The organism is Enterobacter sp. AN-K1 (assembly GCF_020971765.1).
Taxonomy (GTDB): Bacteria; Pseudomonadota; Gammaproteobacteria; order Enterobacterales; family Enterobacteriaceae; genus Enterobacter; species Enterobacter hormaechei_C.
The window spans coordinates 638,023-658,397 of sequence record NZ_CP087390.1 but is presented as its reverse complement, the minus strand read 5'-3'; the positions used below and the strand labels follow the sequence as shown (position 1 = coordinate 658,397).

Genomic DNA, 20,375 nt, shown 5'->3' with positions numbered 1-20,375 from the left:
TTAACGCCGCTCTGCGGGCAGTTTTGCGGCTTTATTCACGTCATACCACCAGGTGTCAAAGCCGAGGGTGTAGACCGGGCGAACGGCAGGCAGGGAGAATTTATCCCAGCGGGCCACGCGATCTTCGCCCATATACCACATCGGCAGCATGTAATAGTTCCAGGTTAAGACCCGATCGAGCGCGCGGCCAAGCGGCAGAAGCTTGTTCTTATCGCCCTGAGCGGCGACAATTTTTGCAATCAGCGCATCTATCACCGGGCTCTTTACGCCCGGGGCGTTGTAGGAGGAGTCGATATAACCCGATGCCCAGGAGATTTGCAGATCTGAACTCGGCCACGGCTGCGCGGCCCACAGGGTCTGCATCATGTCGTAATCGCGACTGCGCTTGCGGTTGGTTAACTGGGCCATATCGACCTGGCGGATATTCATGGTGACGCCAAGCCGGGCAAGGTTCTTCTTAAATGGCAGCACCCACTGATCGTTTGCGCCGGAGGCAATCAGCAGTTCGAAGCTGAGCGGTTTACCGGTTTGCACATTAACCCGTTGCCGATTTTTCAGCACCCAGCCAGCATCATCCAGCAGGTTGCTGGCTTTCAGCAGGTTGTCCCGGTCGAACCCGTTTCCGTCGGATTTGGGCGGTTCAAATACGCGGGTGAACACCTCCGGCGGGAGCTCCGCTTTCATTGACGCCAGCAAAACCAGCTCGTCCGCGTGGGGATAATCACGGGCGGCATATTCAGTATTCTGGAAATAGCTGTTCGCCCGGCTGTAGGCTCCGTAAAACAGCGCTTTGTTCATCCATTCGAAATCAAACGCCAGGGTAATGGCTTCACGCACCCGACGATCGGAAAAAACCGGGCGCTGAATATTAAACGCCAGCCAGCGCGTGTCCTGCGCGGATTCGTTTTTGTGTTCGTCTTTAACGATATAGCCTTTCGCGAAATTTTTTCCGATATAGCGGGTCGCCCAATTTTTGGCGCTGTTCTCGACACGTAAATCAAACGCGCCCGCCTTAAATGCCTCGAAGGCCACGTTATCATCCAGGTAGTAGTCGTAGCGGATTGTATCGAAGTTCCAGCGGCCCCGGTTTACCGGCAGCGTGGCTGCCCAGTAATCTTTCACCCGGGAATAGATCACGTACTGGCCCATTCGCCAGTCGGTAATGCGATACGGCCCTCCGGCCAGCGGCGGGGTAGAGAGGGGATCGCTCAGCTTATGATTTTTCCAGAAGGATTCGGGCATGACGGGCAGGGAGAACAGGCTCAGCATATTCTCTTTGTTCGGCTCAGGGAGTTCGATTCGCACGGTCAGCGGGGCGATGGCTTTCACCGTGGTGCCCTTGTACACCAGACGAAACTGCGGCACGCCTTCGGTCATAAATTTATGAAAGGTGAATGCCACGTCACGGGCGCTAACCGGCGTACCGTCGTGAAAACGCGCCCGCGGATTAATCGCGATTTCTGCCCAGCTGAAATCATCGGCGTAACGCACGTTCTCAGCAACCAGGGGATAATAGCTGCCGGGCTCGTCGTCGGAGGTGACGAACAGCGTGTCATAGAGGGATTCGGTACGCGCTGCCGCCACGCCGCGCAGGGCAAAGCGGTTAAAGTTGTCAAACGTTCCCGTGGCGGAAAGCGTCACGTTTCCGCCTTTCGGGGCGGCGGGGTTAACGTAATCGTAGTGGTTAAAGTTAACCGCGTACTTCGGCTCGCCAATGACGGCAAAGGCCGTGCTCTCTTTGATGGTCTGCGCCTGGCTCGACAGGCTCACCAGCGCCAATAGCGTCAACACAACGCGCATAATCATAGTGCGGCGGATCCCTTTGTTCACAGGCAGGCTCGGTTGAACAGAATAATAAGGGACAGCGCCGTGATTGTGAAATTATTCCCCGAGCGTGATGTCGGGTTGCCACGTCCTGAACTGCTCCAGCGGCATCGGGCGGCCGATCCAGTAGCCCTGAAGATAGTTCACGCCATGCTCGCGCAGCCACGCCGCCTGCTCCGGCGTTTCAACACCCTCGGCAACGGTTAACATATTCAGGCGTTCTGCCAGCGTCAGCACCGCGTCAAGCACTGGCGAGGTGACGGTTTCAGTCCCGATGGCATTCACGAAGCCACGGTCAATTTTCAGGTAATCCATCGTAAAGCGTTCCAGATAGATCAGCGCGCTGTGGCCGGTGCCAAAATCATCGATGGCAATTTCAAAACCTTCTTCGTGCAGCCATTCGAACAGCTGATTAGCCTCGCGGTGGTTGATCATATCGCGCTCGGTTATTTCCAGCACAATCTGGAAGTGATCGGGCGGAAGGGCGGCGGCAAACGCGCGCATATCCTCTTTAAAGCTTTCCGCATGCAGATGCCCGGGCGCGATGTTGATCCCAAACTTGGCCCCAGGCGGGAGCACCGTTTGCAGGACAGGGGCATCGCGGATAATCAGGTCAAAAAGATGCAGCGTCAGTGGGACAATCAGCTTCTGCGCTTCAGCGAAATTAATAAAGGCATCCGGTGGAATTTCTCCCATCACCGGATGCTTCCAGCGCATCAGGACTTCCAGCCCGGTCATTTTGAGCGACTGCGCATCCACGACGGGTTGATAGACCACGTAAAACTGGTCGCGTTTGATGGCCGTTAGGATCTCTTTCCCCGGATTAAGACGGATAGTAAGAATATAGAAATTCAACAGGCCCGCCGCGATACCGCAGACCAGGCCGAAAAACAGGGCGTACAGCACTTCATCGGTCGTCCAGGCTTCCGCATAAACATGGATGGTCAGAGGCACATTTTTCAGCGTGGCGGTACGGACCGGGATATCAGGCAAATCACGCGCAGAGACCAGCGTTCCGGAATGGGTTGATAACGCATAATCGCCAATAATGATGGAAATACCGGCAAACTCATCCTGTCTTGAGGTGTAGAGGAGATAAGGAGTCAGGTTAAGATTAACGGAGGTAAATACACCGCCGTCCTTCACCAGTGGGTTGCGATACCAGATGGCAATCGCGGGCTTGTCCGGCATCATGGGGGTGCCCGGCAGGAGCGCCATATCAACCTGTTTATTGATGTGCAGTTCAGGAATAAGCGCTTCCAGAGGGACATTCATCGGGCCGGTGGCGGAAGAGCAGTAGGCGTTTTTATCCCTGACCAGCAAAAAGGCGCGCACGTTGATGCTAAAGGCCGCCCGGGAGGTCAGGGCGGCACTCACTTCCTCGCAGCTGTTTAGCGTGAGTGGCTGGAGTGTATCAATCGACATTTTGAGCTCATCGAAATAGCTCTCCATGTAGACGCTTAAATCGGTAATAAGGGTATCGAATCTGACGTCTCGCTTGTGGTAACTCCAGTAAAACTGTAATGCTCCCAGGAGCAGGGCAGTGAATAACCCCGTAAGGAAACTGAGAAACAGAATCTTGCGGTTGCTGGAGAAGTAGCGGGTAAACATAGATGTCGTGATTCCTGAAATGCCGCTGGATAGTTATCAGTGTAACGGGCAAAAAAAAACACTGCCGGAGCAGTGCTTTTTTTATCGTATCGCCAGCCAAGGGATAACCAACGATACGACAGCAATATTAACTACGGCTCAGAACGCGGCGAGCTTCGTTGTAGCGCTTCTTCCAGTAAGGTTCGTTCATGCTGGAAATCGTCACACCACTGCTGGTGGAAGCATGGACAAACTGATCGTTACCGATATAGATGCCAACGTGTCGACCGGTTGAACCCGCTCTGAACAGGACTAAATCGCCCGTGCGCAGTTTAGTGCGCGAAATGGATTTGCCCATTTCCTGCTGTTCATAAGTAGAACGCGGAAGGTCTAACCCAAACTGCTCACGGAACGTACGCTGTACGAACGCGGAACAATCGATGCCTTTCTTGGTGCTGCCGCCCAGACGGTAACGCACGCCTTTCCAGTCAGCATACTGATCCATAATACGCGACTTAACGTCGAGATTACGTACCATATTTTCAAATTCATCCTGAGAGGCTTGCAGTGAAGAGGAATCTTCCATTCCCACAACACGCGTCTCAGGATGCATATTCTTCGCGGTGTTCGTCGTACTACATGCCGAAAGCAGAACCGCCACTGCAATCGCCGGGATCCCCCGCAAGATATATCTCAAGATTGGTTGAGATTTGACCATTTTGTTTGTTTTCCCTTGAAGTCCTTAACGAAAATATCGTTATAAAAATGCCAACCGTGACGAGACTAATAATCTGTTCACAATGAGACAATTCTTTATGGTGAAAACTGTGGCTCAACGCACAAAATTATTCACCATGATAATAATTATCTCAGTGGGGCAAAACGAGTTCGAGGTTAACCGATTGCATGGGGTATTGCGAGCAAAAAAGTCCGTTTTTTTATAAGAAAATGTGATACACAAAGTTACAGCGCGGAATTGCTCAAAATGCCGCCATTCATATCGGTAATCCCAGCAATTGCTTCATTTTTATCACGAATTGTATGACGGGGTGATGACAGCGTTGAATGACGCCGAAAAGAAGTGACGCAGGGATCGAAAACGATCCCTGATGAATGGTGTTAATTTTCGTTATTTATTTGTTTCCAGCTTGTTTAAATTTGCCAGGAAGATAGCGATCAAAAATGCCTATTATGCGATCGCTGAGTGGGGTCATCAGCACCCACGGTAAACCAATTAACACCGCCGTGAGGGAGCCTACGGCGATATCTGTCAGCCAGTGAGCGCCAATCATCACCCGCGGGAATGCAAATACCACCACAATAACCAGGGCGATGGCGAAGGCTTTTTTACCAAAATAGCGCAGCATGAAGCCTGCAAAAATCAGCAGCATCATACCGTGGTCGCCCGGGAAACTGTCCTTCGAGGCATCTTTGGTTGGAATATGAAGCAGCTCGCTGACGCGGTTAATATTCGGGAAAAAGAGCGAAGGACTGGCGCGTTTAACCGGCATCAGATGCTGCGCCAGCTGGTTGATAATCACGGCCGTCAGCAGCATCACCAGGCCGATAATCAGAATACGGCGACGACCCGTTTTGTCTTCCTTCAGCCAGAAGGAGAGCATCAGACAGCCCATTGCCAGCAGCGAACAGCCGTCAAACGCGCGGTTGTTGGTGATCGCCACCAGCCACAGGAAGGCTTCACTCTTCGCCAGCGCCTGGTTAAAGAAGTGGAACAGCCCGGAATCCAGCGGGAACCAGAAACCGTGATCCGCCGGGATATACCAGGAGAAAAAGATCGCCAGGCCGGCAGCGTTGAGCAATAAAATAGCAGGAAGTCGAGTCGTCATAGTCTTCAGCAATGTGTGAAATCAGGGGCAACGTTAGCCGCCCAAACTTAAACGAAGCTTCAACAGGCTTGACTGGAGGGCATTCCAGTCGGTATTAACCGCACTAATTAACTCTATCCGGCTGTCGGGTGGCGCGACGTTCTGGGTTTCAATAAAGAAATCCTCGCCCTGACGGTTAATGCGCACCAGACCATCCGGAGTGCGCATGATCCCTTTTACCCGCTCAACCGGCGCGAGTCTCGCCCATTCCAGTATACCAATGGTGTCGAAAACCGTATCGGCATCGAAGATCCACCCGCAGGCCTGGTGCCCCTGGCCGCTATTCAGGTTGCGACGCCAGCGCTGATGCTCCGGCAGGCTCAGTGCAGCCAGGCCTTGCTTCGCGCCGTGGCTATGCGAATGCTCAGCGCTGGCAGGCAGTTGCGTCTGGTTTAGGCGGGGAAGGTCGAGCAGGGCGCCATCAATGTTGCCCTGGGTCGTCTGCACATACTGACGTCCACCGCCAGCCTGCTGCCACCAGGACTGGAACGCGGCCTGACTCTCAGCCGTCGCGCGATCGGATTTATTCGCCACGATAATATCTGCCGAGGCGAGCTGGTCGCGGAAATTGTCGTTATTGATTGCTTTTTCATCCAGCAGCTGGCGGGGGTCGAGCAGGCAAAGCGTCGCACGCAGCTCAAGCCACGGCTCGTATACCGGGGCGGTCAGTAAATCAAGGATTTGCTTAGGATGACCCAGCCCGGTAGGCTCAATCAGCAGACGGTCCGGCTTGCCCTGACGCAGCAGCGTATTCAGCCCGACCTGCATCGGCAGACCATTCACGCAGCACATACACCCGCCCGGGATCTCTTTCACCATCGCGCCGCTGTCGGCGAGCAACGCGCCGTCGATCCCCACTTCGCCAAATTCGTTGACCAGCACGGCCCACTTTTCCGCCGGGTCTTTATTGGCCAGCAAATGCAGAATGGACGTAGTTTTACCGCTGCCGAGAAAACCGGTGATCAGGTTGGTTTTGGTCACGTGCGCTCCGATAAATAATTGTGATGTAGTAACAACTATCTATCATCCTGACGAAAAAATCGGGCATTGAGAAGAGGGAGGGCGAACGGAGCACAAAACCGTTCGCCTTAAACGCAATAATCGCTAAATTTTTAACGTTTCGATAACGGCCTGGCGCGCGCCGAGCCGGACGAGGCGCTGGTACGCGCTGGTGATTGCCTCGACAAAGACAGGGTTTTGCGGCAGGTCGTCGCCAAAGATTTCATTTAGCGTCAGCAGGGCGCTAACGCGTTCTGCGTCGCTGCTGGTAGCGACAATGGCCTGAAACTTGTCGCTCAGCGGATCGCGTACGTCAATGGCGTTGCCCTGTTCGTCCGTACCGCTGACGTAGCGCATCCAGCCCGCCACCCCCAGCGCCAGTAATGGCCAGGCGGTGTTACGCTCAAGATGCATGCGGATCCCATCCAGCATGCGCTGAGGCAGCTTCTGGCTGCCGTCCATGGCGATTTGCCATGTACGATGCTGTAGGGCCGGGTTGGCGAAGCGGTCAAGCAGGCTGTCAGCATAGGCTGTCAGATCAACGTTGGTGATGCGCAGCGTAGGGGCCTGCTCATTCAGCATCAGCCTGCGGGCCGCCTCGCGGAAACTGTCGTCCTGCATACATTCATTTATGTGCGCGTAGCCGGCAAGGTAGCCCAGATACGCGAGGAAGGAGTGGCTGCCGTTCAGCATCCGCAGCTTCATCTGCTCCCAAGGCAGGACATCCTCAACCATCTGTACGCCTGCGACCTCCCACTCCGGACGCCCGGCGACAAAGTTATCTTCCACTACCCACTGAATGAACGGTTCACAGCTGATGGCGCAGGGATCTTCAACGCCAAGTTCCTGGGTGATTTCCGCGAGTGAGGCGTCGGTGGCGGCGGGCACGATTCGGTCGACCATGGTGCCAGGGAAGCTCACGTGCGCCTCGATCCATCCGGCCAGCGCTGCGGAACGCTTTCCGGCCATGCCGAGAACGGCATTTTTCACCACGTGGCCGTTGTCGGGAATATTGTCGCAGGAGAGCACGGTAAACGCCGGCAGGCCCCGCTCGCGGCGGCGATGAAGCGCTTCAACCAGAATACCCGGCGCGGAATGCGGCTCAGACGGGTGCTCGAGATCGTGCAGGATGCGGCTGTTGCGCATATCCAGTTTTCCCGTCGCCGGATCGATACAGTAGCCTTTTTCGGTAATGGTGAGGGAGACAATTGCCACCTGCGGTTCGCAGAATTTCTCAATAATGGCTGCCAGCGAGTCGAGTTTGGCGTTCAGGCACTCTTTTACCGCACCGATAATAATGGGCTGATTGCCTTCGGCACCTTTCTCCAGCACGGTAAACAGATGATCCTGCGCCCGGAGCTGGCCCATAAGGACATCGCCGCTAAAGAGGCTAATCTCACAAATTCCCCAGTCGCCTCCTTTGGCATTCAGTACCCGGTTTGTTAACAACGCCTGATGCGCCCGGTGGAACGCGCCAAAACCGAAATGGACGATGCGGGAGCGTAACTGCTCGCGATCGTAGCGGGGCTGCTGGACATGAGCAGGAAGCGCGGTGGAGGCAATAGTCTTCATGTAATACACCTGATTAACCATTAATTAACAATGCCAGTGTAAAGTTATATGACAACAAATTAAATTGGTAAGCCGTAAATATCCCTGTTATGTGAGTTTGATCAATCAATGCCGCGTGCTGTATTGACCACTTCGATTAAACATGTATGGTAGTCGTCATTGAAGTAACACATATTGGTATAACAACTTGAGAGGGTGGGGCAATGGAACAAACCTGGCGTTGGTACGGGCCGAACGATCCGGTTTCTCTTGATGATGTGCGTCAGGCTGGCGCAACGGGTGTGGTCACGGCGCTGCATCATATTCCGAACGGTCAGGTGTGGCCGGTGGAGGAAATCCAAAAGCGTCAGGCTCAGCTGGCAGAGAAGGGATTAACCTGGTCTGTTGTGGAAAGTATTCCGGTTCACGAAGATATTAAAACCCACTCCGGTGAGTGTGATACCTGGATTGCGAATTATCAGCAGAGCATTCGTAACCTGGCAGCCTGTGGTATTGATACCGTCTGCTACAACTTTATGCCGATCCTGGACTGGACGCGTACCGACCTGGAATATGAAATGGCCGATGGTTCGAAGGCGCTGCGTTTCGATCAAATCGCTTTTGCGGCTTTCGAACTGCACATTCTGAAGCGTCCGGGGGCGGAAGCAGACTACACCGTCGAAGAGCAGCAGCAGGCGCTGGCGTGGTTCAATGCCGCCAGTGAAGCGGACATTGAAAAGCTGGTTCGCAATATCATCGCGGGTCTGCCGGGGGCGGAAGAGGGTTATACCCTCGATCAGTTCCGCGCGCGCCTGGCGGAATATGGTGATATCGATAAAAACCAGCTGCGTGAAAACATGGCGCACTTCCTGCGCGCTATCGTGCCGGTGGCAGAAGAAGTCGGCGTGCGGCTGGCGGTTCATCCGGACGATCCACCGCGTCCTATTCTTGGCCTGCCGCGTATCGTGTCTACGATTGAAGATATGCAGTGGCTGAAAGAGACGGTGGACAGCATCTACAACGGCTTTACCATGTGTACGGGCTCGTATGGCGTGCGGGCGGATAACGATCTGGTGCGGATGATCGAAACCTTCGGCGATCGCATTCATTTCACCCACCTGCGTGCAACCTGCCGTGAAGAGAACCCGAAAACCTTCCACGAAGCAGCCCATCTTGGCGGCGATGTGAACATGGTTGCGGTGGTGGATGCCATTCTCTCTGAAGAGGTACGTCGTAAGCAGGCGGGGGATGTACGTCCTATCCCGTTCCGTCCGGATCACGGGCACCAGATGCTGGACGATCTGCGCAAGAAAACGAATCCAGGGTATTCGGCGATTGGCCGTCTGAAAGGGATGGCGGAAGTGCGCGGTATCGAGCTGGCGCTGAAAATGACGAAGTATCCTGAACTTCTTTAAGCCTGATCGCCCGGTGGCGCTACGCTTACCGGGCCTACGAAAAACCGGCTCTGAGGCCGGTTTTTGTGTTTTTGTAGGCCGGGTAAGGCGCAGCCGCCACCCGACAAACGCCGCAATCAGTCAGCACGACCCATATAGCGTTTTTCTTCGATATGGATACGGATTTTCTCGCCCGCTGACAGGTACTCTGGCACCTGTACGACCAGACCGGTAGTCAGGGTAGCCGGTTTGTTACGCGCACTTGCAGACGCGCCTTTGATGCCCGGCGCCGTTTCAACAATTTCCAGATCAACGGTCTGCGGCAGCTCCAGCGCCAGCAGCACGCCATCCCAGGTCAGCACCTGCATGTCCGGCATCCCACCTTCTGGAATAAACAGCAGCTCTTCTTCGATCTGATCTTTAGTGAAGATATACGGGGTGTAATCTTCTTTATCCATGAACACGTATTCGTTGCCGTCGATGTAGGAGAAATCAACGTAGCGACGGGTGAGGGTCACGGTATCGACGATATCGTCGCCTTTAAAACGTTCTTCCACTTTCAGGCCGGTGCGTACATCGGAGAAACGCATTTTGTACAGCGTTGCTGCGCCGCGGGCGCTGGGTGCCTGAATGTCGATATCTTTCACAATCAGCAGTTTGCCGTTGTAATTCAGTACCATACCTTTCTTAATTTCGTTCGCTCTTGGCATTGCAGTAATCCTGTTTACGGGAGGTAAAAAATATCGCGCCAAATTACTCGCGCGCGGCCTTTCAGGCAAGCGGAATTCGTGGGTTTTGCTATCAATACATAAAAGGTGTTACTGTGCGCGCAATGCCCGACTGCGCGGGCATCTGCCACCAACAGAGAGCATGTATGGATTGTCGTTCCGACTGTGGCGCGTGCTGTACCGCACCGTCCATCTCAAGCCCCATTCCAGGCATGCCGGAGGGCAAGCCTGCCAATACCCGCTGCGTTCAGCTCTCTGACACTAACCTGTGCATGATCTTTGGCTCGCCCCTGCGCCCGAAGGTGTGCTCCGGGCTCCAGCCAACCGCCGAAATGTGCGGCAGTACGCGCCAGCAGGCCATCACTTATCTGCTTGAGCTGGAAGCGCTCACCGCGCCTTAAACATCTTTGATTCGCGTCAGGCAGCTCAGCGTCAGGACGCACATCACCAGCGCAATCCAGAACACCGTATGATAGTTCCAGATTTCAGCCACAACGCCCGCCAGTGAGCCTGCAATAATCCAGCCCACGCGGGTGGTATTAGTATAAAGGGTGGTGGCAGAGCCTGCCTGACCCGGCATCAGATCCTGGAAGTAGAGCATGCCGATACCGGCCAGGATACCGATGTAAATGGCGTTCAGCAGCTGTAAAGCAAGAAGCAGGGCTGGCGTATGAACCGTCAGCATACCGACATAAAACAGCAGCCCGGCTACGGCGGCGACGCGCATCAAAAAGCGCTTGCCGAAGCGCTTCGCGTAATAGCCCGCAATCAGCATGGTGGGGATCTCAAGCCCCGCGGCGGTTCCCATCATGATCCCGGCCAGCTTCTCCGGCAGATGCAACTCATCAATAATAAACAGCGGCATATTAATGATATAGAGGCTGTTGGTTCCCCACATTAGCGTACAGATAATGAATAACAGCAGCGCGTCGCGCCGGTTACGTCGCGGAGCTTCCAGCGTACCGGTCGCCACTTTCGGCTCTTTGCGCATGGAGGGCAGAAAGAACCAGACCATTGCGCCGCATACCACGAAGGCCACGGCTGCGCTGAGGTACATCACCGTAAAGCCAAAACCCATCGCCAGCGCGTAGGCGAGCGGGGGGCCAATCACCCAGGCCAGCGACACCTGCGCGCGCAGTATCGAACTGAACATCACCGCTTCTCGCCCGGTGCGGTCGGCATGCTCGCGGGCAAGGGCGAACATCTGTGGGTTGGCGGTCGAGCCGAAACTGCTCAGGAAGACGCCCACGAACAGCAGAATGAAGTAGTTACGGTTCCAGGCAAACAGCAGGCAGGCAAACACCCCGAGCAGGCAGCAAAAAACGATCAGGCTTTTGCGATCGCCTTTGCGGTCTGAACGCCCGGCTAGAAACTGGCTGACGAAAATGCCGATGATGGCGCTCCCGGTGAAGAAGAAGCCAACCATCGCCGGGCGGGCGTGAACTTCGTTGGTCAGAAACAGGCTCAGCGTAGGCGTTTGTAACGCACCGGCAATACCGGTGAGAAAAGCAACGATCAAAAACGCCGTTGACGTCAAATCAAAAGGCTTTGGTGAGGCGGCAGCGGGGGTGTTATGCATGTTCAGTCTTTGCGAGTAACAGAGAGAGGCGGAGTTTACGCCGCCTGTCATTAAATAAACAGAGGGCAAAATCAAGATTGCCACAATAAATCAAAATAGCATTTCAGTTTATCGCCGTTTCGCTGAAGCGTGCTGAACCTGTTTGCTGAACATCAGCAAAAACCTCCCGACTGAAGAAGAAATGTGCTGCACTTCTAAATTCTGCAACAAGAAATGTAACTTTTCTTGCAACCTTTTGTAGAAAAGACAAGACTTCTTGAAACGTTTCAGCGCTATCTTGCCTGTCCTGACGAAGCAGGTTAGCGCCTGGTTTCTCAGTTAAGCTGAAACGATTCAATTTCAGCAGGAGAGGAGAATCATGTTCCAGTTATCTGTTCAGGATATTCACCCGGGCGAACAGGCCGGGAATAAAGAAGAGGCTATTCGCCAGGTCGCCGCTGCGCTCGTGCAGGCTGGCAACGTGGCTGACGGCTACGTCAACGGCATGCTGGCGCGTGAACAGCAGACCTCCACCTTTCTCGGTAACGGTATTGCAATTCCGCACGGCACCACGGACACCCGCGATCAGGTGCTGAAAACCGGCGTGCAGGTCTTCCAGTTCCCGCAGGGCGTGCTGTGGGGCGAGGGGCAGGTGGCTTATGTGGCGATCGGCATCGCGGCCAGCGGTGATGAACACCTGGGCCTGCTGCGTCAGCTGACGCACGTGCTGAGTGATGATGCCGTCGCGGAACAGCTTAAATCCACCACCACTGCTGAAGAGCTGCGTGCCCTGCTGATGGGCGAAAAACAGAGCGAAGCGCTGAAGCTGGATAATGAAACCCTGACGCTGGACGTCGTTGCGTCCGATTTGCTGACGCTCCAGGCGCTGAACGCGGCCCGCCTGAAAGAAGTGGGAGCGGCAGATACCACTTTTGTGACGCGCGCCATCAATGATAAGCCATTAAACCTGGGTCAGGGCATCTGGCTGAACGACAGTGCGGAAGGCAACCTGCGTAGCGCTATCGCGGTCAGCCGTGCTGCGGTTGCCTTTGAGACAGACGGCGAACGCGCCGCGATGCTGGTAACGGTCGCCATGGCGGACGATCAGCCGGTATCCGTGCTGAAGCGTCTGGGCGATCTGCTGCTGAACAATAAAGCTGAAAAACTGCTGAACGCAGACGCGGCGACGGTGCTGGCCCTGCTGACCAGCGACGATGCGCTGACGGATGACCTGCTGAGCGCAGAGTACGTGGTGCGTAACGAACACGGCCTGCATGCCCGTCCGGGCACCATGCTGGTGAATACCATTAAACAATTTGCAAGTGAGATCACCGTGACCAATCTGGACGGTTCGGGTAAACCAGCCAACGGGCGCAGTCTGATGAAAGTTGTCGCGCTGGGCGTGAAGAAAGGCCATCGTCTGCGCTTTACCGCGCAGGGTGCGGATGCTGAACAAGCGCTGAAAGCGATTGGCGACGCCATCGCGGCCGGTCTGGGGGAGGGCGCATAATGAGCAGACGTGTTGCGACCATTACGCTGAACCCGGCTTACGATCTGGTGGGCTTCTGCCCGGAAATTGAGCGTGGCGAAGTCAACCTGGTGCGGACGACCGGCCTGCATGCCGCAGGAAAAGGGATTAACGTGGCGAAGGTGCTGAAAGATCTCGGCATCGACGTCACCGTAGGCGGCTTCCTCGGTAAAGACAACCAGGATGGTTTTCAGCAGTTGTTCAGTGAACTGGGCATCGCTAACCGTTTTCAGGTTGTGCAGGGCCGTACCCGCATCAACGTTAAGCTGACCGAGAAAGACGGTGAAGTGACCGATCTGAACTTCTCCGGCTTCGAAGTGACCCCGGCTGACTGGGAGCGCTTTGTTGCCGATTCCCTGAGCTGGCTGGGCCAGTTTGACATGGTGTGCGTCAGCGGCAGTCTGCCGTCCGGCGTCAGCCCGGAAGCGTTCACCGACTGGATGACGCGCCTGCGCAGCCAGTGCCCGTGCATTATTTTCGACAGCAGCCGCGACGCGCTGGTCGCCGGTCTGAAAGCCTCGCCATGGCTGGTTAAGCCTAACCGCCGCGAACTGGAGATCTGGGCGGGCCGTAAGCTGCCAGAATTAAAGGATGTGATTGACGCTGCCCATGCGCTGCGCGAGCAGGGTATCGCTCACGTGGTGATTTCGTTGGGTGCAGAAGGTGCCCTGTGGGTTAACGCCTCCGGGGAATGGATTGCCAAACCGCCTTCAATGGAGGTGGTCAGCACCGTGGGTGCCGGGGATTCGATGGTTGGCGGCCTGATCTACGGTCTGCTGATGCGCGAATCCAGTGAACATACCTTACGTCTTGCTACCGCCGTTGCGGCCCTGGCCGTGAGCCAGAGCAATGTCGGTATTACCGATCGTACCCAGTTAGCCGCGATGATGGCGCGCGTTGACTTAAAACCTTTTAACTAACAGCAGGAGAGGAATAATGAAAACGCTGCTGATCATTGACTCCGGTCTCGGACAGGCTCGTGCCTATATGGCGAAGACCCTGCTGGGCGCGGCGGCACAAAAAGCGCATCTGGATATCATTGATAACCCGGGTGATGCTGAAATGGCGATTGTTCTGGGCGACAAAATCCCCGCTGACAGCGCCCTGAACGGCAAAAAAGTGTGGCTGGGTGATATTAATCGCGCGGTGGCACACCCTGAACTGTTTCTGAGCGAAGCAAAAGGTCATGCGACGGTTTACAGCGCACCTGTTGAGGCGGCGCCGGTTGCCGCCGCTGGGCCGAAACGCATTGTTGCGGTAACGGCCTGCCCGACAGGTGTGGCGCACACCTTTATGGCGGCTGAAGCCATTGAAACCGAAGCGAAAAAACGTGGCTGGTGGGTGAAGGTTGAAACCCGCGGCTCTGTTGGTGCGGGCAATGCCATCACGCCGGAAGAGGTGGCGGAAGCCGATCTGGTGATTGTGGCGGCGGATATCGAAGTGGATCTGGCGAAGTTTGCCGGCAAGCCGATGTACCGTACCTCTACCGGCCTGGCGCTGAAGAAGACCGCGCAGGAGTTTGATAAGGCGCTGGCAGAAGCCAAACCGTATCAGGCAACCGGTGCGGCTAAAACTGCGACCGAAGGGAAAAAAGAGTCTGCGGGCGCGTATCGTCACCTGCTGACCGGCGTGTCCTACATGCTGCCGATGGTGGTGGCGGGCGGCCTGTGTATTGCGCTCTCCTTCGCCTTTGGTATCGAGGCGTTTAAAGAGCCGGGCACACTGGCGGCCGCGTTGATGCAGATTGGCGGCGGCTCCGCGTTTGCGTTGATGGTGCCGGTGCTGGCGGGCTTTATCGCCTTCTCCATTGCTGACCGTCCGGGTCTGACGCCGGGTCTTATCGGCGGTATGCTCGCCGTGAGCACCGGTTCTGGCTTTATCGGCGGTATCATTGCCGGTTTCCTCGCCGGTTATGTGGCGAAGGTGATCAGCTCGAAGCTGAAGCTACCGCAGAGTATGGAGGCGCTGAAACCTATCCTGATCATCCCGCTGATTTCCAGCCTGGTGGTCGGTCTGGCGATGATTTACCTGATTGGTAAGCCGGTCGCGGGCATTCTGGAAGGTCTGACCCACTGGCTGCAAACCATGGGGACGGCGAACGCGGTGCTGCTGGGCGCAATCCTCGGCGGTATGATGTGTACCGACATGGGGGGTCCGGTGAACAAAGCGGCATATGCGTTTGGCGTTGGCCTGCTGAGTACCCAGACCTACGCGCCGATGGCGGCGATCATGGCGGCCGGTATGGTGCCTCCGCTGGCGCTCGGTCTGGCGACGATTATTGCCCGCCGTAAGTTCGATAAAGCGCAGCAGGAAGGCGGTAAAGCGGCGCTGGTGCTGGGCCTGTGCTTCATCACCGAAGGCGCAATCCCGTTTGCGGCACGCGATCCAATGCGTGTTCTGCCGTGCTGTATCGTGGGTGGTGCGGTGACGGGGGCTATCTCCATGGCAGTAGGTGCGAAACTGATGGCGCCGCACGGCGGTCTGTTCGTCCTGCTCATCCCTGGCGCCATCACGCCGGTGCTGGGTTATCTGCTGGCGATTGTTGCCGGTACGCTGGTGGCAGGCCTGTCTTACGCGGTGCTGAAGCGCCCGGAAGCGGAAGTGGTCGCAAAAGCAGCCTAAAAGAGGTGTCGGGTGGCGGCTTCGCCTTACCCGACCTACAAAAAAAGCCGGGTGCGTAAGCAGCCCGGCTTTTTTTATGCCGCCTGTTCAGCGGTTTGCTGCGCCTTCAGCCAGGCAATCTCTTCCGCCCAGATATCCGGGTTAATGGTTTCGAGCACCATCGGAATACCGTCGAAGCGGGCGTCCTGCATGATAAAGCGGAACGCATCATGGCCGATGTTGCCTTCGCCCAGGCTGTGGTGGCGGTCAACGCGGCTGCCGAACGCGCTTTTCGCATCGTTTAAGTGCATACCGCGAAGGTATTTAAAACCGACAATACGCTCGAACTCCTCGAAGGTATTTTTCGTGGCCTCGGTTGTGCGCAGGTCATAGCCGGCGGCAAAGGCGTGACAGGTATCGATGCACACCCCCACGCGGGATTTATCTTCCACGCCGTCGATGATCGCCGCCAGATGCTCAAACTTAAAGCCGAGGTTGCTGCCCTGACCGGCGGTATTCTCAATCACCGCCGTCACGCCCTGGGTTTTATCCAGCGTCATGTTGATGGACTCGGCGATGCGCGCCAGACAGGCGTCTTCGTCAATCTGCATCAGATGGCTGCCGGGATGGAAGTTCAGCAGCGTCAGCCCCAGCTGTTCACAGCGCTGAACCTCATCCAGGAACGCTTCGCGGGATTTTTCCAGCGCCTCGGCAACCGGGTGACCGAGGTTAATGAGGTAGCTGTCGTGGGGAAGGATTTGGCCAGGCCCGTAGTGGTATTTCTCACAGGCGGCTTTGAAATCATCAATCACTTCAGCGGTGAGCGCTGCGGCGCGCCACTGGCGCTGGTTTTTGGTGAACAGGGCGAAAGCGGTCGCCTCGATTTCGGCGGCGCGAATGGCGGCATTCGCAAGGCCACCGGCAGCGCTGACGTGCGCTCCAACATATTTCATAAAAAGACTCCTGTTAACCCGAAATGCCTATGATAGCGGGTTAACAGGAGAAGGACGAGATGGTTTATGCCAACAGGCTGTGTACCGCAAGGTTAATCGCACCACCGCCAACGATTAGCCAGATGAACAGCACCAGCGCCATCAGCAGCGGTTTCGCGCCGGCTTTTTTCAGCGCGCTGACGTGTGTGGTGACGCCCAGCGCCGCCATCGCCATCGCCAGCAGGACCGTATCCAGCGTCACCAGCATATCCACCATTGCTTTTGGCAGCAGGTGGAAAGAGTTGAAGACAGCGACCACGATGAACAGGATCGCAAACCACGGAATGGTGATTTTGCTTTTCTCGCTGCCGCCTGCCGGAGCAAGCTGTTTAACCCGCGCCGCGAGGAAAATCAGGAACGGGGCCAGCATCATCACGCGCAGCATTTTGGCGATGACCGCCGCGTTTTCCGCTTCCGGGTTAATGGCGTGACCTGCCGCCACCACCTGCGCCACTTCGTGCATGGTTGAGCCGATATAAATGCCGTAGGTTTCCGGACTAAACCAGTGCGCCACCAGCGGATACATGGCCGGATACAGGAAGATCGCCAGCGTACCGAAGATAACTACCGTCGCGACGGCAACCGTGACTTTACTGGCTTCGGCTTTAACGACGGGTTCTGTTGCCAGTACCGCCGCCGCGCCGCAGATGCTGCTACCCGCACCGATCAGCCAGCTGGTCTGTTTGTCCAGCCCAAAGATCTTCTGGCCGATAAAGCACGCCAGTAAAAAAGTGCTCGAAAGGGTCAGGACGTCAATGGCAATCCCGCTGACGCCAACGTCCGCAATCTGCGAAAAGGTGAGGCGGAAACCGTAAAGAATAATCCCGAGGCGCAGCAAATGCTGTTTAGCAAAGATTACCCCGCCGTCGCAGGATTTCCAGATGTGCGGGTAAACGGTATTCCCGACCACCATGCCAAGCAGAATGGCCAGCGTCAGGGCGCTGAACCCTGCGCCGGCAACCGCCGGTATACTCCCGCCCCATAAAGCCACGCCGGTCACCACGGCGCTGAGCGCGAGACCCGGCACGAAGTGCCACACTGTACGATGATGTTGTAAGGTGATTTCTGACATAACCTTCTCCTTTGTCTGGCTAAAGGTTACGGCGCTCTGGCTTAAAAATAAAATTGATTATATATTTATAATCAATCTTTATAAGTGGTAAGCAACCATGCACATTACATTGCGTCAGCTGGAAGTTTTTGCCGAGGTGCTGAAAAGCGGCTCGACAACCCAGGCGTCACAAATGCTGGCGCTCTCGCAGTCCGCCGTTAGCGCGGCCTTGACCGATCTTGAAGGGCAACTGGGCGTTCAGCTTTTCGACAGGGTAGGAAAGCGGCTGGTGGTGAACGAACATGGCCGCCTGCTGTACCCGCGTGCCCTGGCCTTGCTGGAACAGGCAACGGAGATCGAACAACTGTTCCGCGAGGACAACGGCGCTATTCGCGTCTACGCCAGCAGCACGATCGGTAACTACATCCTGCCGGAAGTGATTGCCCGCTACCGCCGGGATTTTCCGACCCTGCCGCTGGAAATGAGCGTCGGCAACAGCCAGGACGTGATCAACGCGGTGATCGATTTCCGCGTGGACATCGGGCTTATCGAAGGGCCGTGCCACAACGTGGATATCATTGCGGAACCCTGGCTGGAGGATGAGCTGGTGGTGTTTGCCTCCCCGGCCTCTTCTTTACTCCAGGGCGAGGTGACGCTGGAGCGTCTGGCGCAGGCGCAGTGGATCCTGCGAGAGCAGGGCTCTGGCACGCGTGAGATTGTCGATTATCTGCTGCTGTCCCATCTGCCGCAGTTCCAGTTAGGGATGGAGTTAGGTAACTCCGAGGCGATTAAGCATGCGGTGCGTCATGGCCTGGGCATTAGCTGTCTTTCCCGACGGGTGATTGCCGAACAGCTGGAAACCGGCTCTCTGGTTGAGATCCCCGTTCCGCTGCCGAAGCTGGTGCGCACGCTGTGGTGCATCCATCATCGTCAGAAACACCTTTCCAGCTCGCTCCAGCGTTTTCTGCGCTACTGCGCCATTTAACGTTCCCCGGTGGCGCTTCGCTTACCGGGGCTATGTGCGCTTATCACCCCACATTTTTATGCTTTACTTATAATCCTGGCCGAGTCATGAAGCTCTCTTATAACTGAGCATTTCTGCCGGAAGCAACGCAGATCGTCTGCTACAATCGCGCCTCATTTATTGAATGGACAGCATTTTCACATGGTTTCAGAAACTAAAACCACAGAAGCGCCCGCGCTACGTCGCGCACTTAAGGCGCGTCACCTGACGATGATCGCCATTGGCGGCTCCATCGGTACGGGTCTTTTCGTTGCCTCTGGCGCAACAATTTCGGCAGCCGGCCCGGGTGGGGCATTATTCTCTTATATTCTGATTGGCCTGATGGTCTACTTCCTGATGACCAGCCTGGGTGAACTGGCGGCATACATGCCGGTGTCTGGTTCCTTTTCGACCTACGGACAAAAATACGTTGAGGAAGGCTTCGGCTTCGCGCTGGGCTGGAACTACTGGTACAACTGGGCGGTGACCATCGCCGTTGACCTCGTCGCCGCACAGCTGGTGATGACCTGGTGGTTCCCGGACACGCCAGGCTGGATCTGGAGCGCCCTGTTCCTGGCGGTCATCTTCCTGCTGAACTACATCTCCGTGCGCGGCTTTGGCGAAGCGGAATACTGGTTCTCTTTGATTAAAGTGGCAACCGTCATCATCTTTATCGTCGTCGGTGTGGCGATGATCGTTGGTATTTTCAAAGGGGCTGAACCGGCGGGCTGGAGTAACTGGACTATAGGCGATGCGCCGTTTGCCGGGGGCTTCTCGGCGATGATTGGCGTGGCGATGATTGTCGGCTTCTCCTTCCAGGGTACCGAGCTGATTGGTATCGCGGCCGGTGAATCCGAAAACCCGGAGAAGAACATTCCGCGCGCGGTGCGTCAGGTGTTCTGGCGTATCCTGCTGTTCTATGTGTTCGCGATCCTGATTATCAGCCTGATCATTCCGTATACCGACCCAAGCCTGCTGCGTAATGATGTGAAAGACATCAGCGTCAGCCCGTTCACGCTAGTCTTCCAGCACGCGGGTCTGCTCTCTGCCGCGGCGGTGATGAACGCGGTGATCCTGACGGCGGTACTGTCTGCGGGTAACTCCGGGATGTACGCCTCCACCCGCATGCTCTACACCCTGGCCTGCGACGGTAAAGCGCCGCGTATTTTCTCGAAACTGTCTCGCGGTGGCGTGCCGCGCAACGCGCTGTATGCGACCACGGTGATTGCGGGTCTCTGTTTCCTGACCTCCATGTTCGGCAATCAGACGGTCTACCTGTGGCTGCTTAACACCTCTGGTATGACGGGCTTCATTGCCTGGCTGGGCATTGCCATCAGCCACTACCGTTTCCGTCGCGGGTACGTCAAGCAGGGTCATGATCTGAATAATCTGCCGTACCGGTCAGGGTTCTTCCCGCTGGGGCCGATCTTCGCCTTCGTTCTGTGCCTGATTATTACCCTGGGTCAGAACTATGAGGCCTTCCTTGCGGACACCATTGACTGGGGCGCCGTCACGGCCACCTATATTGGCATTCCGCTGTTCCTGATCATCTGGTTTGGCTACAAACTGACGAAAGGAACACGCTTCGTTCGCTACAGTGAAATGGATTTCCCGGAACGATTTAAACAATAACCGCACTTCCTCTCTTTTAGCCCGCTCAGTTGAGCGGG

At 55.9% G+C, this 20,375-nt stretch carries 17 protein-coding genes; 7 read left to right on the top strand and 10 right to left on the bottom strand.

The genetic code is table 11. The features are described from left to right. From LOC22_RS03155 to LOC22_RS03130, 6 genes are all read right to left on the bottom strand, one after another. On the bottom strand, positions 1-1,806 hold the full coding sequence (locus tag LOC22_RS03155; protein WP_230239349.1) for an extracellular solute-binding protein: 1,806 nt from the start codon (positions 1,804-1,806) through the stop codon (positions 1-3). A 75-nt stretch (positions 1,807-1,881) separates the two neighbouring features. Next, the gene (locus LOC22_RS03150; RefSeq protein WP_045327800.1) at positions 1,882-3,435 is read right to left on the bottom strand and encodes a cyclic di-GMP phosphodiesterase; all 1,554 of its coding nucleotides are present in this window, start codon (positions 3,433-3,435) and stop codon (positions 1,882-1,884) included. Positions 3,436-3,562: 127 nt separating this feature from the next. Beyond that, positions 3,563-4,132 carry a bifunctional murein DD-endopeptidase/murein LD-carboxypeptidase gene (mepS, locus tag LOC22_RS03145; protein ID WP_003859364.1) on the bottom strand — a complete coding sequence of 190 codons (570 nt, stop codon included), beginning with the start codon at positions 4,130-4,132 and terminating at the stop codon, positions 3,563-3,565. Between the two features lie 415 nt (positions 4,133-4,547). Next, entirely contained in the window at positions 4,548-5,261 is a 714-nt protein-coding gene (locus tag LOC22_RS03140; protein ID WP_023295065.1) for a phosphatase PAP2 family protein, read from the bottom strand. Positions 5,262-5,294: 33 nt separating this feature from the next. After that, on the bottom strand, positions 5,295-6,281 hold the full coding sequence (locus LOC22_RS03135) for a CobW family GTP-binding protein (protein WP_017383393.1): 987 nt from the start codon (positions 6,279-6,281) through the stop codon (positions 5,295-5,297). A gap of 123 nt (positions 6,282-6,404) precedes the next feature. Continuing rightward, positions 6,405-7,871 (bottom strand): mannitol dehydrogenase family protein, encoded by a 1,467-nt coding sequence (locus LOC22_RS03130; RefSeq protein ID WP_230239348.1) that lies wholly within the window; start codon positions 7,869-7,871, stop codon positions 6,405-6,407. Positions 7,872-8,074: 203 nt separating this feature from the next. On the opposite strand from LOC22_RS03130, the gene uxuA reads away from it, so the two are divergent. After that, the gene (uxuA, locus tag LOC22_RS03125) at positions 8,075-9,265 is read left to right on the top strand and encodes a mannonate dehydratase (RefSeq protein ID WP_045910722.1); all 1,191 of its coding nucleotides are present in this window, start codon (positions 8,075-8,077) and stop codon (positions 9,263-9,265) included. A 116-nt stretch (positions 9,266-9,381) separates the two neighbouring features. Here the strand turns inward: uxuA and yeiP are convergent, their stop codons facing one another. Next, positions 9,382-9,954 carry an elongation factor P-like protein YeiP gene (gene yeiP / locus LOC22_RS03120; RefSeq protein WP_003859355.1) on the bottom strand — a complete coding sequence of 191 codons (573 nt, stop codon included), beginning with the start codon at positions 9,952-9,954 and terminating at the stop codon, positions 9,382-9,384. Positions 9,955-10,118: 164 nt separating this feature from the next. On the opposite strand from yeiP, the gene LOC22_RS03115 reads away from it, so the two are divergent. Then, entirely contained in the window at positions 10,119-10,373 is a 255-nt protein-coding gene (locus LOC22_RS03115; protein WP_003859353.1) for a YkgJ family cysteine cluster protein, read from the top strand. Here the strand turns inward: LOC22_RS03115 and setB are convergent. After that, a complete protein-coding gene (gene setB / locus LOC22_RS03110) occupies positions 10,370-11,551 on the bottom strand; it encodes a sugar efflux transporter SetB (RefSeq protein ID WP_015572310.1) in 1,182 nt (393 codons plus the stop codon). The two genes, LOC22_RS03115 and setB, sit on opposite strands and share 4 nt — an antisense overlap. Before the next feature lie 358 nt (positions 11,552-11,909). Between setB and fruB the strand changes: the two genes are divergently transcribed. From fruB to fruA, 3 genes are read left to right on the top strand one after another with little or no spacing between them, the layout of a single operon-like run. Continuing rightward, positions 11,910-13,040: a fused PTS fructose transporter subunit IIA/HPr protein gene (fruB, locus tag LOC22_RS03105; protein WP_230239347.1), complete on the top strand. Its 1,131-nt coding sequence runs from the start codon at positions 11,910-11,912 to the stop codon at positions 13,038-13,040. After that, complete coding sequence (gene fruK / locus LOC22_RS03100; protein WP_006811313.1) at positions 13,040-13,978, top strand: 1-phosphofructokinase; 939 nt, start codon at positions 13,040-13,042, stop codon at positions 13,976-13,978. The genes fruB and fruK overlap by 1 nt, the downstream gene beginning before the upstream one ends. A gap of 16 nt (positions 13,979-13,994) precedes the next feature. Continuing rightward, the gene (gene fruA / locus LOC22_RS03095; RefSeq protein ID WP_045141695.1) at positions 13,995-15,680 is read left to right on the top strand and encodes a PTS fructose transporter subunit IIBC; all 1,686 of its coding nucleotides are present in this window, start codon (positions 13,995-13,997) and stop codon (positions 15,678-15,680) included. Positions 15,681-15,754: 74 nt separating this feature from the next. On the opposite strand, the gene nfo is transcribed toward fruA, so the two are convergent. Then, the gene (gene nfo, locus LOC22_RS03090; RefSeq protein ID WP_017693043.1) at positions 15,755-16,612 is read right to left on the bottom strand and encodes a deoxyribonuclease IV; all 858 of its coding nucleotides are present in this window, start codon (positions 16,610-16,612) and stop codon (positions 15,755-15,757) included. Between the two features lie 64 nt (positions 16,613-16,676). Continuing rightward, a complete protein-coding gene (locus tag LOC22_RS03085; protein WP_017383388.1) occupies positions 16,677-17,723 on the bottom strand; it encodes a YeiH family protein in 1,047 nt (348 codons plus the stop codon). A 97-nt stretch (positions 17,724-17,820) separates the two neighbouring features. On the opposite strand from LOC22_RS03085, the gene yieE reads away from it, so the two are divergent. Together yieE and LOC22_RS03075 are read left to right on the top strand one after the other, a co-directional pair. Continuing rightward, entirely contained in the window at positions 17,821-18,687 is an 867-nt protein-coding gene (yieE, locus tag LOC22_RS03080; RefSeq protein ID WP_017383387.1) for a DNA-binding transcriptional regulator YeiE, read from the top strand. 180 nt (positions 18,688-18,867) lie between these two features. After that, positions 18,868-20,337 (top strand): amino acid permease, encoded by a 1,470-nt coding sequence (locus tag LOC22_RS03075; RefSeq protein ID WP_006811308.1) that lies wholly within the window; start codon positions 18,868-18,870, stop codon positions 20,335-20,337. The last annotated feature ends 38 nt before the right edge of the window (positions 20,338-20,375 follow it).